Raw genomic sequence first — 16,475 nt, forward strand, 5'->3', positions numbered from 1 at the left:
ACCCACCGATGAACGACTCTCACACCGAGTGGATCAGTTCTCGGGGTCCGGCCACTCGAGCAGGCTGCTGCCAGCGGACTCGATGAGCTCGCGGAGCTCGGTGTCGGCGCTCTTCATCCGCTTATCGATCACCACCAGCTCGGCCACGTACTCGGCCGCCAGACGACGCCGCGTTCGTCCAGCGACGTCCCGCGGTCGCACGCCAGCGAGCAGCGTCTTGGCCTGCGTTGCGGACAGGTGCTTCCGCGCCCCGCCGGGCAGCAGCTCCAGTAACAGTCGGTGGATCCGGTTCACCGTCTGCGTGCGTGCGACGCCGAGCTCATCACGCCGGTCGATCAACAACCGCAACGCCACCGTGGCGTCATCGACGTCGATCACCCGCAGATCATGGCTGCGAAGTCCGACGAGAGCGACCGAGTGCGCGTCAACCGGGTCGGTCTTGCGGCCTTGCCCGGTGGAGAACACCCTGGCCCGCGCCGACAGCTTCGCGGGCACGTCCACCACCGGCTCACCATCAGCGACGAGGCGCTGCGCCAAGTGCCGCCCGACACCGTTGCAACCCTCGACGGCCCACACCCTGTCCGGGTGCTTGCGGCCGGCCGCGAGCATCGCCTGATAACCGTCGCGATCAGTACTGAACCGGCCCTGATCCAGCACACGCTCCCAGCCGTCGATCACCTCGATCGTCGCCGACCGCTTGTGCGGATCCATCCCGATAACCACTCGTCCCACGTAGATCAACTCCCCACTCGAACCGATAGAAGGTCGACGAGGAGGGCAGTGCTACTTCGAGCTGGGCAGTCCCCTCTTGAGCCTCTCCACGCCACGGTGACCGGCGGGACCGCATGCCATGAGTGAGTCTCACGAACAACGCCGTGGACAGCCGCATTGAGAGCGCCCCGCCGACCACCTCGACCGAGCCTTGGCCAGGCCCGACCGTGCGTCAATCAAACAAGTAGCCGCGTTGAGCGCGACCGCGCTGCCATCACGTGCTGTCGACTTCCGCTGCTCGCCGGATGCGCTCGCGGGCCTTATCAAGATAGGTCGCGCCCATCACGAGCCTCGCCCTTCCTGCTCGACAAGGTAACGCTGCTCGGCCACGAGGACGGCAAGAAGCTCATCACTACCACTGGCGTAATTCGGCCACAGGACTGAACCGTCGTCGCGGGTCAGATCTACGACGACATCGTCCCCCTCATGCCGAATGCTGAACCTTCCTCTGAGCACAGAACGAGCCTCGGCAATCAAGCTGTCCGTGACGTCGCGTTCGATCACTTCCCAAGAGTCTCAGACCCGAATGCCAAACGCACACTCATGCCGCGTTGAGCGCTCGCCTCCGGCACGGGGACTGTCCTGAAAACGGTGTTTCCGGCCTGACACGCTTGGCGGGAGCTGGGCGAGAAGGGTTGGCCTCTGATGCCGACAACACTGGACGGCGTGGCGAAGAAGAAGGCCGACGAGCAGTCGGCGGAGCAACAGGCTGCGGTCGAGTTGGTTCGGGCAGCGCGGGAGCAGGGGCTGTCGCTGACCGGCCCGAACGGGCTGCTCAAACAGCTCACAAAGACGGTGCTGGAGACCTCGTTGAACGAGGAGATGACCGAGCACCTGGGCTATGAGAAGCGTGACCCGGCCGGCGCCGGAACGGGCAACATCCGCAACGGCACCCGGCCGAAGACGGTGTTGACCGAAGCGTCCGGGCCGGTCGAGATCGACGTCCCGCGCGATCGGGCGGGGACCTTTGAGCCGCAGATCGTGCGCAAGCGGCAGCGGCGGCTCAACGGTGTCGACGAGGTCGTGCTCTCGCTCTACGCCAAAGGCTTGACCACGGGCGAGATCAGCGCGCACTTCGCCGAGATCTATGGCGCCTCGGTCAGCAAGGAGACGATCTCGCGGATCACCGACAAGGTGCTCGAGGAGATGCAGGAGTGGACGGCCCGGCCGTTGGACTCGACTTACGCGGCGATCTTCATCGACGCGATCGTGGTCAAGGTCCGTGACGGTCAGGTCGCGAACCGGCCGTTCTATGCGGCCATCGGGGTCACGTTGGCCGGCGAACGCGACATCCTCGGGCTCTGGGCCGGCACCGGCGGGGAGGGCGCGAAGTTCTGGATGGCGGTCCTCACCGACCTGAAGAACCGCGGCGTCAACGACTCGTTCTTCGTCGTCTGCGACGGGCTCAAGGGCCTGCCCGAGGTCGTGTCCAACATGTGGCCGCAGGCGATCGTGCAGACCTGCATCATCCATTATGCCGACCTCCGGGTTATGCCGATGTGGTCGCGGTATCCGTAGCAGGGCAACGGTTTCGTGCTGGCGAGGTCGGCATAATCAGAGTCCTTCGAGCCAGGCGATGATGCTGTCCGGCGCTTGGTATCGGCTCGGCGGACTACCGAGTGGCCGGGTCCGGGCGATCGCTCGCTCTTTGATGTCGAGGTCGGCGAACAGGTAGATCCGTGTTGTCTCGATGCTTTCGTGGCCGAGCCAGAGCGCGATGACGGCGGTGTCGACGCCGGCGTGCAGTAGCCGCATCGCGGTGGTGTGGCGGAGGACGTGGGCGGTGATTCGCTTGGTTGCCAGGCTCGGGCATCCGCGTGCCGCGGTCTGGGTGTGTTTGGCGATGCGGTGTTCCACGGCGTCGCGGCTGAGACGCTGGCCGGTCCGGCCGGGGAACAGTGGAGCGCCTGGTGGGCTGTCGTGCTCGGCGAGCCAGCTCCGAAGGGTGGTCACGGTGTCGGTGGTGAGCGGGGTGATCCGTTCCTTGCGGCCTTTGCCGCGCAGCTGACGTGCGCACCGGTGCCGAGGTGGACGTCGCGTGTGGTGAGGCCGGTGAGTTCGGAGATCCGTAGCCCGGTCTGGATGTCGAGTTGCAGCAGGGCGTGGTCGCGCCGCCCGGTCCAGGTGTCGGGGTCCGGTGCGCCCAGCAGGGCCTCGACCTCGGCGTCGGTGAGGTAGGTGACCAGCACGTGGTCGCCGCGTTTGGGTGGGATGGCCAGCACTCGGGAGATGCTGGCGGCGTGCTCGGGATGCTGCAGTGCAGCGAAACGGAACAGTGAGTGGATTGCGGCGAGGCGGGCGTTGCGGGTGCGGATGCTGTTGCCGCGCTGGTGTTCGAGATGGTCGAGGAAGGCGCCGATCATCGGTGCGTCGAGATCGGCGATGTCGAGGCGCGACGGGGGGACACCTGCCTGATCGGCGGCGTGGGCGAGCAGTAGCCGCAGTGTGTCGCGGTAGGCGGCGATGGTGTGGGCGCTAGCGTTGCGCTGGCGGATCAGCCGTTCGGTGAAGAACGCCTGCAGGGTCGGGGCGAGCGCGGTCATGACCGGCCTGCTCGGGGCCGTTCGAGGCGTTGCCCGGCCAGGGCGAGCAGCTCCGGTGAGGCGGACAGATACCAGTAGGTGCCGGCCGGGTCGACGTGACCGAGATAGGTCGAGAGCAGCGTGAGCCGTGTCTGCCCGTCCTGCCCGGCGGCGTAGGCGTCGAGCATCGAGGCGACCGCGAAGGAATGCCGCAGGTCGTGGATGCGTGGCCGGCACGACGCCGACCGGGCAGTCAGCCCGGCTTGCTGGACGAGACGGTGGAAGGTCCAGTGGACGTTGCAGTAGAGCAGCCGGGTGCCGGCGGTGGAGATCAGCAACGCCGGGCTGGTCGGGGTCGGGTGCATCCGGTCGCGTTCGCGCAGGTAGCCGCGTAGCCCGGCGACGGTGGAGGGATGCAGGACCAGTTCGCGGCTCTTGTTGAACTTGCCATGCCGGACCACCAGCAGTCCGCGACGCAGGTCGATGTCGGCGCGGTCGAGCGCGAGTGCCTCACCGACCCGCATCCCGGTGACCGCGAGCAGCCCGATCAGGGTGGCGATCGTGGCACGCCGCAGCGGCGTCGACAACGAGTCTGCCGCGGTCAGCAGCGCGGCGATGTCGGCTGTGGAATACAAGTACGGACTGGCCCGTCGGGCCCGCCAGGGCAGCAGGTCGGTTGCCGGGATCTCCGTCGCGGGGTCCAGGGTGTGCAGGTAGGTCGCGAAGCCGCGCACTACTGAGAGCCGGTAGGCCCACCAGTTCCCGTCGCCGCCGGCGGGTAGGCGCGACCAGGCCAACGACGCCTCGCTGGTCACGATCGTGACCCCGGTGGCGTCGAGATGGTCGAGGAACTGGTTGAGCAGCTTCTCCGGACGCACCAGCCGATACCCCAACGCCCGACGCATCGCCAAGTAGTCGCCCAGCGCATCGTGCAACGCCGTGGTCATGGCCGGTCACCCACGTTGGAACACGGCCTGGGCTGTGGCCAGGGCCGTGCGAGCACCTGCAACGCGTCGCGGTCCACCTTGGCGTAGATCGCGGTTGTCAGTGCGCGGCGCTGCCGCAGCACCAGCCCGACCTCGGTCAGCGGGGTCCCGGCGCGCAGCATCTGCGTCGCCGCAGTGTGCCGCAACCGGTGCGCGTGCATAGTGCCGAGCCCGGCGCGTTGGGCGGCGTCATGCACGACCATCGACACTCCGGCCGTGGTCAACGCCGAGTGCGGGGCTTTGGCGCGGACGAACACGCTGCGGCCCTGCGCAGTCGTTGGGCGCCCGCTCTGCAGGTAAGCGACGATCGCCTCACCGACATCGGCCGGCAGCGGCAGCCGTTCGGCGCGGTTAGCCTTGCTACGCACGACAATCTCGCCGGCGTGCCAGTCGAGATCGTCCAGCCCGAGCGCGGCGACTTCGCCCGCCCGCAGCCCGAGCCGGGACAGCAGCAACAAGATCGCATAGTCCCGGCGACCGCGGCGACGGCGCCGATCACAACTAGCCAACAGCCGCCGTAGTTGCTCCGGCTCGAGCGCGCGGGGCAGCCCGGCCAGCCGCCACCCGGCCACCGAGGGCACCGCGGTGGCCAACGGCGTCGCGATGACGCCGTCGATGTGCAGGAACGTCAACAGAGACCGCAGCGTGGTGACGATCAGCTTCGCCGTGCCCGGCGCCCGTCCCGGGCAGGCAGCCAGCACGAAGCCGGTCACGTCCGCGGCCGTCAACCCGGCCAGGTCCAATTGGTCGCCCCGCAGCCGGCCGGTAACGAACGGTCGCATCGCGTCGAGGTAGCAGCGAGCGGTGCCCGCCGTCAGGCCTCGCTCGCTGATCAAGTAGGCCCGGTAACGCTCCAGCAGCGCCGCCACCGGCCCGACCGCCACGTCTGCCACCGGCAGCATCCCGAGCTGATCGAGATAGCTCAGCAGCGGACGCATCGCCTTCATCGATCGGTAGTTCACATACCCCGCGGCCCGCCGCTCGCGCAGATACCGATCGACCACCGCGTCAGCCAGCTCGCCGACACCCAGCCGCTCGGCTGCAAGCCACCGATCCAAGTGCGCGATGAAACAGACGTGCTGCTCCAGCGAGCACCGCGTATAGCCGAGCCGTGCGAGCTCGTCGGCGAACCCCGACACGTGTGACTCCAGCGGCCCCCGCACGAACGACCGAAACAAAAACACCATGACGCTCTCCTCTCCACGATGGAGAGGCAAGCGTCGATCAGGTCACCGGATTATGCCGACCTCGCCAGCACGAAACCGTTGCCCTGCAACGGATACCGCGACCACATCGGCATAACCCGGCGGTCGGCATAATGCGTCTTATGCCGACGTCGGCATAAGGTCCATCTGATCCGCAACACCTTCCGGCTCACCAGGCGCAAGTACTGGGACGAGATCAAACGCGATCTGAAGCCGATCTACACCGCCGTCAACGCCACCGCCGCCAGGGCGGCGTTCGACGACCTGGCCGAGAAATGGGGCACCCGCTACCCGGCCGTCGTGCGGCTCTGGGACAACGCCTGGGCCGAGTTCATCCCGTTCCTGGACTACGACGTCGAGATCCGCACCGTCATCTGCTCGACCAACGCCATCGAATCCCTGAACGCCCGCTACCGCCGGGCGATCAAGGCCCGCGGCCACTTCCCCAACGAGCAGTCAGCGTTGAACATCCCTGCCTCTACCTGGTGACCCGATCACTGGACCCCACCGGCCAAGGCCGGGCACGATGGACCATGCGGTGGAAGCCAGCGCTCAACGCGTTCGCGATCACCTTCGCCGACCGATTCCCGGCCGCCGAAACCTACTGATGAACACCGCCGGAAACACCGTTTACGAGATAGACCCGAAGGTTGCGGAGAGTCTCTTCCGCCCAAACCTCGTGCAGCGACCGCAGATGGTCAGCATCGTGAACCGCCCCGGCGAGTCCGGAGACTCCGTTCCTTGGAAGGGTTGGAGTCATGTCGGCAAGAACATCGAAGAGGTACCCGGTCGAGCTGCGTGAGCGGGCGGTCCGGATGGTCACAGAGATCCGTGCCGAGCATGAGTCGGAGTGGGCGGCGATGGGTCGGGTCGCTGAGCTGCTCGGGATCGGGACGCCGGAGACGGTGCGTAAGTGGTGCCGTCAGGCCGAGGTCGATGTCGGTGCCCGGCCGGGCGTCACGTCGGAGGACTCGGCAGAGATGAAAAGGCTCAAGCGGGAGAACGCAGAGTTGAAGCGGGCGAATGCGATCTTGCGGTCGGCGTCGGCTTTCTTCGCGGCCGAACTCGACCGGCCACTGCACTGATCGTCGCGTTCATCGACGAGCACGTCGGCGACCGACAGGTCGACGCCGACGGTTCGGGTCTGCGCTGGGGTGTCGAGTCGATCTGCGAGCAGCTCACCGATATGGGCTGCAAGATCGCCCCTGCGACCTACTACGAGCACCGCTCCCGGACACCATCCAAACGGCAGATGCGAGACGAGGAGTTGAAGTCGCGGATCACCGCCGCGCACGCCAGCAACTACGGCGTGTTCGGCGCGCGGAAGGTCTGGCTGACCCTCAACCGGCAACGTGCTGACGGCGAGGCTGCGATCGCGCGGTGCACCGTTGACCGGCTCATGGCCGAGCTCGGGCTGGCCGGCGCGGCGCGGGGCAAGGTCAAACGCACCACGATCAGCGACCCACGCTCGCCGAAGCCGCACGACCTGGTGAACCGCAATTTCCGGCCGCTCGCGCCGGACCGGCTCTGGGTCGCCGACTTCACCTACGTCTCGACCTGGTCGGGCTGGTGCTACACCGCGTTCGTCATCGACGCCTACGCCCGACGAATTCTGGGCTGGTCGGTCGCGACCACCATGACCAGCCAGCTCGTCGTCGACGCCGTTGATCAAGCGGTCTGGACCCGACACCGCGACGGCAAGGACCTCACCGGCCTGATCGCACACCACGACCACGGAGTCCAGTACCTGTCCGTCGCCTACTCAGAACACCTCGACGTCGCCGGGATCAAACCCTCGACCGGCGCGGTCGGGTCGTCCTATGACAACGCGCTGGCCGAGTCCGTGATCGGCCTCTACAAGACCGAACTGATCAAGCCTCGACGACCCTGGAAGGGCTTCGACGACCTCGAGCTCGCCACCGCCGAATGGGTCGACTGGTTCAACCACCGCCGCCCGTTCGAGTACTGCGACGACCTCACACCCGTCGAGGCCGAACACGCTCACTACGCTCACCACCAGGCCCCAGCGACCGCCGGAGTCTCAGGTTAGAAAGTTTCCGGACTCGCCGGGGCGGTTCACTCTGCGAGATGACACGTGGAGCAATCGACGTTTGTTATTGATTGGCGTTGCTAGTGCGCGGCGGGATGAGCGGCTGCCCGGGTTTCCAGCGGCCTCTGGCACCGCGGGGGAGCCCGCGGCCGAGTTCATGAGAGGCTGCTACCAGCACAGGGCTTAGCGCGGTGGCCGCCGACCACCTGCCGGCGTCCAGCCCCGTGGCCGCCTGTGCCGCGGGTGAGTGCCGACTCGGCCGGACCGACTGCCGGGGTTGGCTGCTGGTCGCAAAGTGGCGTGACCGCGCCGGCGCAATGCCGGTCTCGGCGATGGCCCCGCCCATCTGTCACGGGGCCGCCGATGCTCGACGTCGCCCCGACACCCCGTTCCTTACCAGCTCGTTTGCCCCGCCCAACCCGCGCTCACAAGCGTTCACGCCGCCGATGCCGTCCGCCTGGACGCGTACTCAGAAACTCGGCACAACAGATAGGACACACCTCATGCATCCAGGTTTAGTTTCGTCGTGACGGTTTAGGATCGGCCGATGGCACGGAAGGCGGGACGGCGGCAGGAGGCCCTCCGGCGGGCCCGGGATCGGCAGCGCGCGACCGACGCAGCCGAGCCCGCACCCAGTCCGGTGACGCCCCGTCAGATCCTCATGATGGACCCGCGCGTCACCGACGGGGCCCGCCGCCGCTTGGCCGCCGCCGTGTGCGGGTGGTGCGACGGCCCGGTCGAGGTCAAGGCCCGTGGGCGGATCCCGAAGTGGTGTTCCGCGGCCTGCCGGCAACGGGCCTGGGAACAGGCGCGGGCAGCCACGTCAGGGCGCGGAGCGGTCGAGATCGTCGAACGACGCATCGAGGTGCCGGTCCCGGCGCCTCCGCGCCAGGCGGAATGGGCGCCGGTGCTTCGACACCTAGCCGACCAGCTCGCCTACCGCATCCATGAACGCAACCTCGACGAGATCGCCGCCGCTCTCGACGAAGCCCTCGACGTCCTGCGGCGACGACAGGCGGCCCGCACATCGAAGTGACACGTCACCTCGCCGCCAGTGACACGTCACTTCTCGGACCGCCCCGTCACTTCGGGCGAGCGACGATCAACCAGTCGGCCGTCGAAGGCCCGGCGGGGGCGACCGCCGGGCAACCGGACGGTGTATCCAATCGTCATGCCTGACGAGGTCAGACACTTCGAGGCCCGGATCCATTTGCGGGGCCGGACGCAAGGTGAAACCACCACGCCACCCGACAGATCATCGCTGCCCGGCTGGGCAACCGGGACGAGCACTGGGGAGTCTCGGGCCGGGCCAATCCCGACCGCTACGGCGTCAGCTTGAACCGGAACTGCGAGAAGACCTTGCCAGCATCCGTATGAAGCCAGACGCCGCTCATCGATGCGACACGCGCCGCCTTGCTGACGCTGATTGCGAATTGGTCGGGAATTCGAGATCCACACTTGACGGCCACAGGGTTCTGGCCGAAGCCTGGCATCTGCGAAACCGCCCCGTGATCGGGCACCATGATCGCGCCGTCTCTAGGTGGCCGGACGCCCCACGTCACGACTTTGATCCCGCCGGACGGCTTAGCGGCCGCAACCTTCGTGATCGTCACCGGGGCGCCTCGAGTGCAGATCGCCCGAATGACCACGTCGTAGTCCGGACCGGCAACGGTGTGCGGGAACGACGCTCCAACCTGGCCCGAGCCGAGCACCTTGAGCGCCTGGCTCTTGCTAGGCGCAGACGAGCAGGCTGCGAGCAAGGTCAGCGCGGCGAGAAACCCGCACAGCGTCCGCACAGTGAGCAGTCCGGAGTGCTGGCCGAGGACACCTGGTCGCCGTCCGCCGCTGAGTCCGGCGACGAGCACCCGCCTCCAGCGTTGCGCCAGACGCGCCGCCGCAAATCGCCGGTACTGCACGTCTGCCCGTTCCCCTGGTTTGGCTGCCTATTCCCAGTGCGGGTGGCCGTCGTGGTCGCTGTCGGTGCAGACGTAGGCGGTTCCGTTGGCGTCGTAACCGGTGTGGCCTTCGCTCGCGACCGGGCAGAACTCGCCGCCTTGGATGCAGGTGCCGCTGGAGGTGACGGTGCAGGAGTGGTGCACGGGCGTCGGCTTGGGCTTGTGGGTGACCTTGTTCTTGACGATCAGCGTGCGCCTCGGGCTGCTAAGGCGCCGGTATCGGGTGTACGCCTTGGCTCGATAGTGCTGGGTCGAGTAGGTGTAGTAGGCGTGGAAGCCGCTGGCGCACAAGTTGCCGTGCAGCGTCTCGCCCTCGGTGTACGGGGCCTGCTCGTCGGGGCAGAACGAGGCGCTGCCGTCCGTCTGGGATGAGTGGGTCGTCTGGCCTGGGTATTCCGATGCCGTGCAGTCGGCGGTCGTGACCTCGCTGTTGGAGTCGACCGCGGTGACGGTGCACAGGGTGTCGTCCGGTGCGAGACCGCCGTCGCCAGGGTGGAAGGTGCGCACCGTCCGGGTCTTGGCGACCCAGTGCCAATTGCGGTAGGAGACGTTTACCCTCAGGCGGTAGGTTCCTGGCCGCAGGCGCACGGTCTTGCCGTAGGCGACGCGGTGGCCGCCGGTGTAGGCGGCGATCTTGTAGGAGTGCACTTGTCGGTGCTGGCCGGCTTTGACGTGGACCGATGGCCGCACTGTCGTCTTCTTGCCGTTGTGCACCGTGCGGTTGTGCGGCGTCGTGATGACGATGCCGCGGACCGTGTTGGTGTTGGTGCTGGCCATCGCGTCTGTGGGGGTCGCGACCATCGTCGCGGCGGTCAGGATGCCGACGGCAAGCGCGGCGATTTTCTGTTTCATGGTTGCCCCCCGCCGGGTCATTCAGCCACGACTCCTCGCCGACAGCAAGCGCCGGGGGCGTCAACCCGCCGCCCCCGGCCAGCTCCACTGCTAGCGAGCCCCGGCGGTCGCTATAGGTAGCTGATCGACTCGGCTGCACAGTGTCGGACGGCGCGCCTGGCTTGTTCGCCCGGGAGGCGTGGCAGTACGCCTCCGTCAGCGAGCGCGCCTCAGATGATCGGAATGCGATTCAGACATTTCGGGCCTGGGTGCATGAGGTGTGTCGGGCCGAGTTGGAGGCCTTTCAGTTAGCGTCCGCCGGCCGGCAGCGTCGTCGGATGACCGTTTCCTAGTGGGCTGGCGGTGAATTCGGTGGCGAGAAGTTGGGCCGGCCGAGGCTCGGCATTCTCAGTCCCCCGCGCGAGCTGACGAGGCCACCGTCACTCATGCGCCGGTCGCAAGTGTCGCCAGGCCCTGGGCGCGAACCGGCCGCTGGTTAGCGATAGGCCGGCCGGTTGTCGATCCGCGGCCGATGCAGGTCGCCTACTTCGGTGTCCGCGAAACCGGGTCAGGCGCCGTCGGCGTAGACCTCGTTCAGGACGCGGGTGAAGCGTTGCGCTCGCGTTGTAGAAGCTGGCTCGGATGCCGGCCATGCCGCTGAAGCCCTGATCAGTGCTCCACCGCTGCGGAAGCGGCCCAAGAGGGTGTCGAGTACGCGCAACGAATCTCAGCAGTCAGGTGGACGTGGGCATGGTGTCGCCAACTTGCTACGGCCTTGTGACCTGTGCTAGTAACTTGTGTACCGCGAGGGCCAGATGCTGGCGGGGCAGCAGCAAATTATTTGCAGCTCCGCCAATATTGAGAGCTCGGCGTCTCGAGGCCGAGGCTCGGCACTTTCTCGGCTGGCCACCGCGCTTGCATTCTCATATTCGCCTGCGTTCCACATTTCGGCTTCGCTGTTACGTGCAAGCGATGAAAATACGCTACGGCCCCAACGCCAATTCGCCGACGTTCTGACCGGCTGAAGACAATCCGCCTAGACCAACTGCGTTAGGCGGCCTTCGAGTCGGCGTAGACGGCACTTCCCGTGACAGGTGACACCTGCCTATCTGGGTCTATGGCCGCGCGCCAAAGTTGGCGAGCGGAAAGGTAGCTTGCGCGATGGGTCCTTTAGAGCGAGTAGCACTTCCACGAATCTTTGGTGCCGTATTGAGCGAGTTGACCATTTGTGATCGCCTACAGGCGCAATGCTGAGGCCGATGCCAAGCCGGTCATGCTTGTCTCTCGAGAGCTGAGCTGCGTCGCTGGCCGCAAAATTCTTCTTGTTGCCGCCGATGGGTCGACGCCGACGACCACACGAGCGAAGCTCTCCATGGGCGGGGGAGTGCGGACACGGAGCTACTCCGTCTGCGGAGTGCTCCACTGAGCGCCTTTCACTCCTCAATGGCACCCCAGTTCCGTCTTCGAAAGCTTTCCGCAGACCGGTGTTGCGCATGGGCCGAAGCCGTTGCAGGTAGCTACGGTCGCGCTCGATCAGCTTCGGGGTTGTCTTCCAACCTCGCCGGCACGCAGCAGCGGGCGTAAGGGTCTCGGGATCTGTGCCGGTGGGTGCGGGCTTCCTACTTTCGTGATTGTCAAGAGGCTCTCGCCACCATCGCAACATCAGGCGTCTCGTACTTACCTGGGAGGTCGGAACAATTTAGAGGGTCAGTCGGATATATGTAAGCATTCTCATCGCCTCCCGAAACCGGATCGACGCTGAGAAAAATCTCCCTGTGCTAGGCAAGTAGACAAGTGCGCCCATGAGCACAACGCCGCCGAGCGCGTCCGAGCTTCGTCCGAAAGAGCTTTTCCATCCATCGACTAGCGGGTCCGAAGGGCCTCTTGCTTCGGAAGTCAGGCGCTGTTCGTACCTGTGGCCGGGATCGTGTCCCCGACGCGAGTTTCGTCGCGTGCGCCTCGAGGCGCTTTGGTCGCCTATGATCTCGTCGGCGTCTAGCGGCATCGGGTCGGACGCAGCTAGGCGGAAGGTGGGCGGGCATGGGCGCACGACACCGCGAATCCGTCGCTTCGCGCCCCCAATCTGTCAGCGAGCATCAGCCGGCACCGATAGCGTTTGACCGACTGGCGGGCAGGATCCACAGTGACTAGCTCGGGTCCGCACAGGGGGGAGCCGGCACCCTTCACGGACACCAGCGGAAAGCTCGCGGAGCTGACGAATTGGGTCTACGTCGGCAGCGGCGTCAGCGGCACTGTGTGGCGGGCCGATCAGCCACGCCTCAATCGCACGATCGCGGTGAAGCGCTTCCATGCACAGGTGACCGGACGACGCCACGTCGGGGCGTTCGAGGACGAGGTCAAGGCGCTCGGTGCGCTGTACCACAGGCCGGGCGTGATCGACCTGATCGATGCGCTCACCGATGACGAGGGTCATCCCGTGCTCCTTATGCGCTTTTACGGCCGCGGATCCTTCGATCAGATGCTGGCGAAGTTGGGTCCGCAGGACGCCAGAGAGATCACCGAAGTCGGCCGTCGTCTGGCAACCGAACTCGCGGCGGCTCATGCCATGCAGATCGTCCACCGCGACGTGAAGCCGGCAAACATCCTGATCTCGGACGATGACGAGCCGGTCCTATCGGACTTCGGCATCGCCGCAGTGGGCGGACGTCTGTCCGACACCCGGTACTGGGCGAGCACGCCGCTGCACGCGGCTCCGGAGATCCTCGAGCAGGGAGGCGTCTCGCCCGCGGCGGACGTGTGGTCGCTGGCCTCGACGATGGTCACGCTGATGACCGGCGCGGCGCCCTTCGAACCGGAGCCCGGCGACGGCGACGGCGTCGAAGAGCTGCTGCTGCGCATCCGCACCGGGAACATGCGCCCACTGCCGGAGCACCGGGTTCCCGCTGAACTGCGGGATGTACTCCGTCGCGCGCTCGACCCCGATCCCGCGAACCGGACGACGTCAGCTGCGGACTTCGCCGCGCGGCTGCAGGATGTTCAGTTGTCCCAACGCTGGTCTCGAAGCACCCCTGCCCCTCGGCCGCAGCCGCCCGACTCGGTGTTCGGACTGTCTCAGACCAATCTGACGCCGCTGACGCCTCAGCGGTCAACGTGCGGCGCGCCGCAGCCGCACGCCGAAAAGGGAACTGGCTGGGAGCACACATCACTCAACCCACTGGCACCCGAGCGCCCGCCGGACGCCGCTTCCCAGACAGACGAGGGCGACCGCAAGCGCCGCTGGGTGGTCGCCGCCGCGCTTGCGACGACAGCGGTGCTGGTATTCGCGGTCGTCGCCCTGATCGCGTCGCGACCCGGCGCCACGCATACGGCGACGACGCGCACGACGTCGCCGCGGACATCGCCAATCCCCTCGACCTCGCCGCAATCCGGCACAGCCGGCGCCGCGGCGACCCCGACCGGCGTCAAAGTCCACCAGGAGGGGACGACAGTCATTGTCACCTGGTCGGGCCAGCAGCCTGCCTCGGCAATAGCCACTGTCGTCAGCGACGGGACGACCACCCAGGTCGCGACCGGGCAGCGGTACGAAGCGACACGGGTTCCAGTCGGTGCACCGCGCTGCTACTCGGTCGGGTGGGTCGACGGGCTACAGGGAAGGCCACGCTACAGCGACCCGGTGTGCATAAACGGAGGGGCACCGGTGGCAGAGACCTCGAGCTGACACCCAAGCGATGCCGGACTGCTTAAACCAAGGCTGCAGGCACCTGCCGCGTGATCCAGATCGACCGAACTCCTCAGATCCGAAATCGTTGTTCTGAAGCACGAAACGACGTCCCCAGTGGAGGAAGCATGACGAGTCCGGCCACCGCACTTCTCAGCGCGGTGAATGCGGAGGTGATCGGCAAGGAACTCGCGGTCGAGCTCGCTGTCGTGTGCCTGCTGACCGAAGGGCACCTGCTGGTGGAGGACAACCCCGGAACAGGAAAGACGACACTCGCGCGCGCCCTGGCATCGGCGTCCGGCGGCAGCTGGAATCGAATCCAGTTCACACCTGATCTGCTGCCGACGGACGTCACCGGGGTGAGTATCTACAACCAGGGGACGACGCAGTTCGAGTTCCACGAGGGTCCGGTGTTCTCCAACGTGGTCCTGGCCGACGAGATCAATCGCGCGTCACCGAAGACGCAGAGCGCGCTCCTCGAGGTGATGGAGGAGCAGCAGGTTACCGGTGACGGCGTCACCCGACCTGTCCCGCGCCCTTTCACCGTGGTCGCGACACAGAACCCGGTCGAGATGGAGGGCACCTACCGCTTGCCGGAAGCCCAGCTCGACCGCTTCCTCATGCGCTTACGCCTCGGCTATCTCGACGCGGAGCACGAGCTGCGAGTCATCACCGGAAGTTACCGGGCTTCGTCGGTGGACCGACCGGCCCCGACGGCGTTCGGTGGGCACAGGCCTATCGGACATGCTCAGGCCGAGGCGATGCACTCCGCGATCGTCGAGATGGTCGCCGAGGCGGCCCGGGTCACGGTCAGCGATGCTCTTGGGCGCTACGTCGTCGAGTTGGCCGCGGCTACGCGCCACCACCCGCGGGTCCGGCTCGGGGTGAGCACACGAGGCGCTCTGGCGATGGTGCGCGCCTGCCGGTCGTTGGCGTTCGTTCGGGGTCGCGACTACGTGAACGCAAGCGATGTGCAGGAACTGGCGCCACACGTGTGGTCGCACCGGCTGATCCTCACACCGGAGGCCGAGTTGGGCGGCGTGACCGACGAGCAGCTGGTAGCGGAGGTCCTGGCAGGAGTGACTACGCCGGACGTTGCGCCAACGCAGTACACCCGACCGTGACCCCAGGGGCGGGGGGCCACGGCGCGCGCCCGCGTCTCGAGCGCACCGCGTATGGCGTTCTCGCCGGCGCGGTGATGCTCGGTGTTGCCGGGCTGGTGCTCGCCTATCCGGCGTTCGTCCTGGTTGGCTTGGCTGGTGTTCTGGTCGTCGCGTGGTCATTTCTGGTGGTGTTGCTGCCGGTCCGGCTCGAGGTGCGCCGCGTCGTACGACCGGCCCGTGTACCGCGATTGGAGCCCGCCGCCGGGGTGGCGACCGCGTCGAACGTCGGACGCCGGCGTTCGACGGCGGTTGAGGCGAAGGACACGGTCGATGACGTGGAAGTCCCCTTCGATCTCCCGGAGCTGCACCCGGGCAGGCAGGCGACGCGTTCGTTCGCTATCCCGACGAGACGACGCGGCTTGGTCCCAGTCGGGCCTCTGATTCTCACGCGACGCGACGGATTCGGGCTGGCGCGGCGAACGCTTCGGGTCGGTGACATGAGCGAGGTGCTGGTGCTCCCGCGCGCGCTTGACCTGCCTGAGGTAACGGCGAGCCTGCGGCACTCCATGGAGGGCGTCAACGACTCTCGCTCGGAGGGCGCGCTGGACTTTCACATTCTGCGGGACTACGTGCCGGGCGACGACCCGCGCCGGATCCACTGGAAATCCTCTGCGCGTACGGGCCAGCTCCAGGTGCGGCAGAACGTCGATCCGACTCGCCCGTCGGTGGTGGTCATCTGTGACGGCATCCAGCTTCGCGACGTTGCGGTCGACGAGACGGAGCAGGCCGGCCGTGCCGCCGGCGGGGACTTGAATCCCATCCGCGACGGTGCTGCCCGCGGTGCGGGGCGCTGCTCAAGTCGCGGTGCGGATCGCACTGCGGGCGGTTCGCCCGATGAGGGAAACGAAGCCGTCGAGGTGGCCGTGGACTGCGCCGCCAGCGTCGTTGTGTCCGCGAACAAGTCGGGCTCCCCGGTGTGGCTCGATGTGCTCGGCGGCGATCGTGTCGCGTTGCGTGACGGCTCTGGCGCGGCGATGGTTAGTCAGCTCTTGGACGCCTTGGCAATGACGAGGTTCCCGTCAACGTCGGCGTCCGGACGAGCTTCGCTGCTGTCCTCGGCCATCCGGCAGGCGTGTGCGCAGGGTCCGGGGAGTTTGGCCGTGGTCTGCACGGCGGCACGGCCCGAGTCGCTGCCGCCGACGGTGGCGTCGCTGGCAGCGCATTTCACCATGGCCGTTGTTGTCCACCCCGGCACCGGCGCACCGTCACAGGCCCCCGACAGCGGCCTGTGGTTCATGCCGATCGAGCGAGTGGAGCAGCTCGCCCGCCAGTTGCGGTTGACGCGGATGGCGGCGTGAGCCCCCCAAGCGCCG

General features: G+C 67.0%; 11 protein-coding genes and 3 pseudogenes. 7 read left to right on the forward strand and 7 right to left on the reverse strand.

The genetic code is table 11. The features are described from left to right. Nucleotides 1-33 precede the first annotated feature (33 nt). Both ACFFBG_RS00005 and ACFFBG_RS00010 read right to left on the reverse strand, forming a co-directional pair. Nucleotides 34-711 (reverse strand): transposase, encoded by a 678-nt coding sequence (locus tag ACFFBG_RS00005; protein WP_375474356.1) that lies wholly within the window; start codon nucleotides 709-711, stop codon nucleotides 34-36. A gap of 342 nt (nucleotides 712-1,053) precedes the next feature. Continuing rightward, a complete protein-coding gene (locus ACFFBG_RS00010) occupies nucleotides 1,054-1,275 on the reverse strand; it encodes a hypothetical protein (RefSeq protein ID WP_375474358.1) in 222 nt (73 codons plus the stop codon). 141 nt (nucleotides 1,276-1,416) lie between these two features. Between ACFFBG_RS00010 and ACFFBG_RS00015 the strand changes: the two are divergent. Continuing rightward, nucleotides 1,417-2,244: pseudogene (locus ACFFBG_RS00015) on the forward strand (IS256 family transposase); the annotation flags it as partial. Nucleotides 2,245-2,325: 81 nt separating this feature from the next. On the opposite strand, the pseudogene ACFFBG_RS00020 reads toward ACFFBG_RS00015, so the two are convergent. The 3 genes and pseudogenes from ACFFBG_RS00020 to ACFFBG_RS00030 all read right to left on the reverse strand — a co-directional run bounded on the left by ACFFBG_RS00020 (nucleotide 2,326) and on the right by ACFFBG_RS00030 (nucleotide 5,466). Then, nucleotides 2,326-3,314: pseudogene (locus ACFFBG_RS00020) on the reverse strand (tyrosine-type recombinase/integrase). Further along, on the reverse strand, nucleotides 3,311-4,240 hold the full coding sequence (locus ACFFBG_RS00025) for a tyrosine-type recombinase/integrase (protein ID WP_375474360.1): 930 nt from the start codon (nucleotides 4,238-4,240) through the stop codon (nucleotides 3,311-3,313). The pseudogene ACFFBG_RS00020 and the gene ACFFBG_RS00025 overlap by 4 nt, the downstream one beginning before the upstream one ends. After that, a complete protein-coding gene (locus ACFFBG_RS00030) occupies nucleotides 4,237-5,466 on the reverse strand; it encodes a tyrosine-type recombinase/integrase (protein WP_375474362.1) in 1,230 nt (409 codons plus the stop codon). The genes ACFFBG_RS00025 and ACFFBG_RS00030 overlap by 4 nt, the downstream gene beginning before the upstream one ends. A gap of 159 nt (nucleotides 5,467-5,625) precedes the next feature. On the opposite strand from ACFFBG_RS00030, the pseudogene ACFFBG_RS00035 reads away from it, so the two are divergent. The 3 genes and pseudogenes from ACFFBG_RS00035 to ACFFBG_RS00045 form a co-directional block, all read left to right on the forward strand. Then, nucleotides 5,626-6,092: pseudogene (locus ACFFBG_RS00035) on the forward strand (transposase); the annotation flags it as partial. Between the two features lie 150 nt (nucleotides 6,093-6,242). After that, nucleotides 6,243-7,534 (forward strand): IS3 family transposase gene (locus tag ACFFBG_RS00040; RefSeq protein WP_375474364.1). Its coding sequence is split into 2 segments (ribosomal slippage): nucleotides 6,243-6,531 and nucleotides 6,531-7,534, totalling 1,293 coding nucleotides; the frame shifts between segments, so codons are not numbered across the junction. A 547-nt stretch (nucleotides 7,535-8,081) separates the two neighbouring features. Then, entirely contained in the window at nucleotides 8,082-8,570 is a 489-nt protein-coding gene (locus tag ACFFBG_RS00045) for a hypothetical protein (protein WP_375474366.1), read from the forward strand. Between the two features lie 286 nt (nucleotides 8,571-8,856). Here the strand turns inward: ACFFBG_RS00045 and ACFFBG_RS00050 are convergent, their stop codons facing one another. Next, nucleotides 8,857-9,399: a hypothetical protein gene (locus ACFFBG_RS00050; RefSeq protein WP_375474368.1), complete on the reverse strand. Its 543-nt coding sequence runs from the start codon at nucleotides 9,397-9,399 to the stop codon at nucleotides 8,857-8,859. A gap of 78 nt (nucleotides 9,400-9,477) precedes the next feature. Next, the gene (locus ACFFBG_RS00055; RefSeq protein ID WP_375474370.1) at nucleotides 9,478-10,341 is read right to left on the reverse strand and encodes a hypothetical protein; all 864 of its coding nucleotides are present in this window, start codon (nucleotides 10,339-10,341) and stop codon (nucleotides 9,478-9,480) included. Nucleotides 10,342-12,463: 2,122 nt separating this feature from the next. Here ACFFBG_RS00055 and ACFFBG_RS00060 point away from each other — a divergent pair. From ACFFBG_RS00060 to ACFFBG_RS00070, 3 genes are read left to right on the forward strand one after another with little or no spacing between them, the layout of a single operon-like run. Then, nucleotides 12,464-13,999 (forward strand): serine/threonine-protein kinase, encoded by a 1,536-nt coding sequence (locus ACFFBG_RS00060; RefSeq protein ID WP_375474372.1) that lies wholly within the window; start codon nucleotides 12,464-12,466, stop codon nucleotides 13,997-13,999. A 50-nt stretch (nucleotides 14,000-14,049) separates the two neighbouring features. Further along, nucleotides 14,050-15,123: an AAA family ATPase gene (locus ACFFBG_RS00065; protein WP_375474374.1), complete on the forward strand. Its 1,074-nt coding sequence runs from the start codon at nucleotides 14,050-14,052 to the stop codon at nucleotides 15,121-15,123. Further along, the gene (locus ACFFBG_RS00070; RefSeq protein ID WP_375474376.1) at nucleotides 15,120-16,460 is read left to right on the forward strand and encodes a DUF58 domain-containing protein; all 1,341 of its coding nucleotides are present in this window, start codon (nucleotides 15,120-15,122) and stop codon (nucleotides 16,458-16,460) included. The genes ACFFBG_RS00065 and ACFFBG_RS00070 overlap by 4 nt, the downstream gene beginning before the upstream one ends. Nucleotides 16,461-16,475: the final 15 nt, after the last annotated feature.

It is taken from the genome of uncultured Jatrophihabitans sp., from assembly GCF_964251945.1.
GTDB lineage: Bacteria > Actinomycetota > Actinomycetes > Mycobacteriales > Jatrophihabitantaceae > Jatrophihabitans.

Coding starts and splice junctions, on each gene's coding strand:
- ACFFBG_RS00025 (WP_375474360.1), bottom strand. CDS start 4,240: ATGACCACGGCGTTGCACGATGCGCTGGGCGACTACTTGGCGATGCGT.
- ACFFBG_RS00005 (WP_375474356.1), bottom strand. CDS start 711: ATGGATCCGCACAAGCGGTCGGCGACGATCGAGGTGATCGACGGCTGG.
- ACFFBG_RS00055 (WP_375474370.1), bottom strand. CDS start 10,341: ATGAAACAGAAAATCGCCGCGCTTGCCGTCGGCATCCTGACCGCCGCG.
- ACFFBG_RS00030 (WP_375474362.1), bottom strand. CDS start 5,466: ATGGTGTTTTTGTTTCGGTCGTTCGTGCGGGGGCCGCTGGAGTCACAC.
- ACFFBG_RS00045 (WP_375474366.1), top strand. CDS start 8,082: ATGGCACGGAAGGCGGGACGGCGGCAGGAGGCCCTCCGGCGGGCCCGG.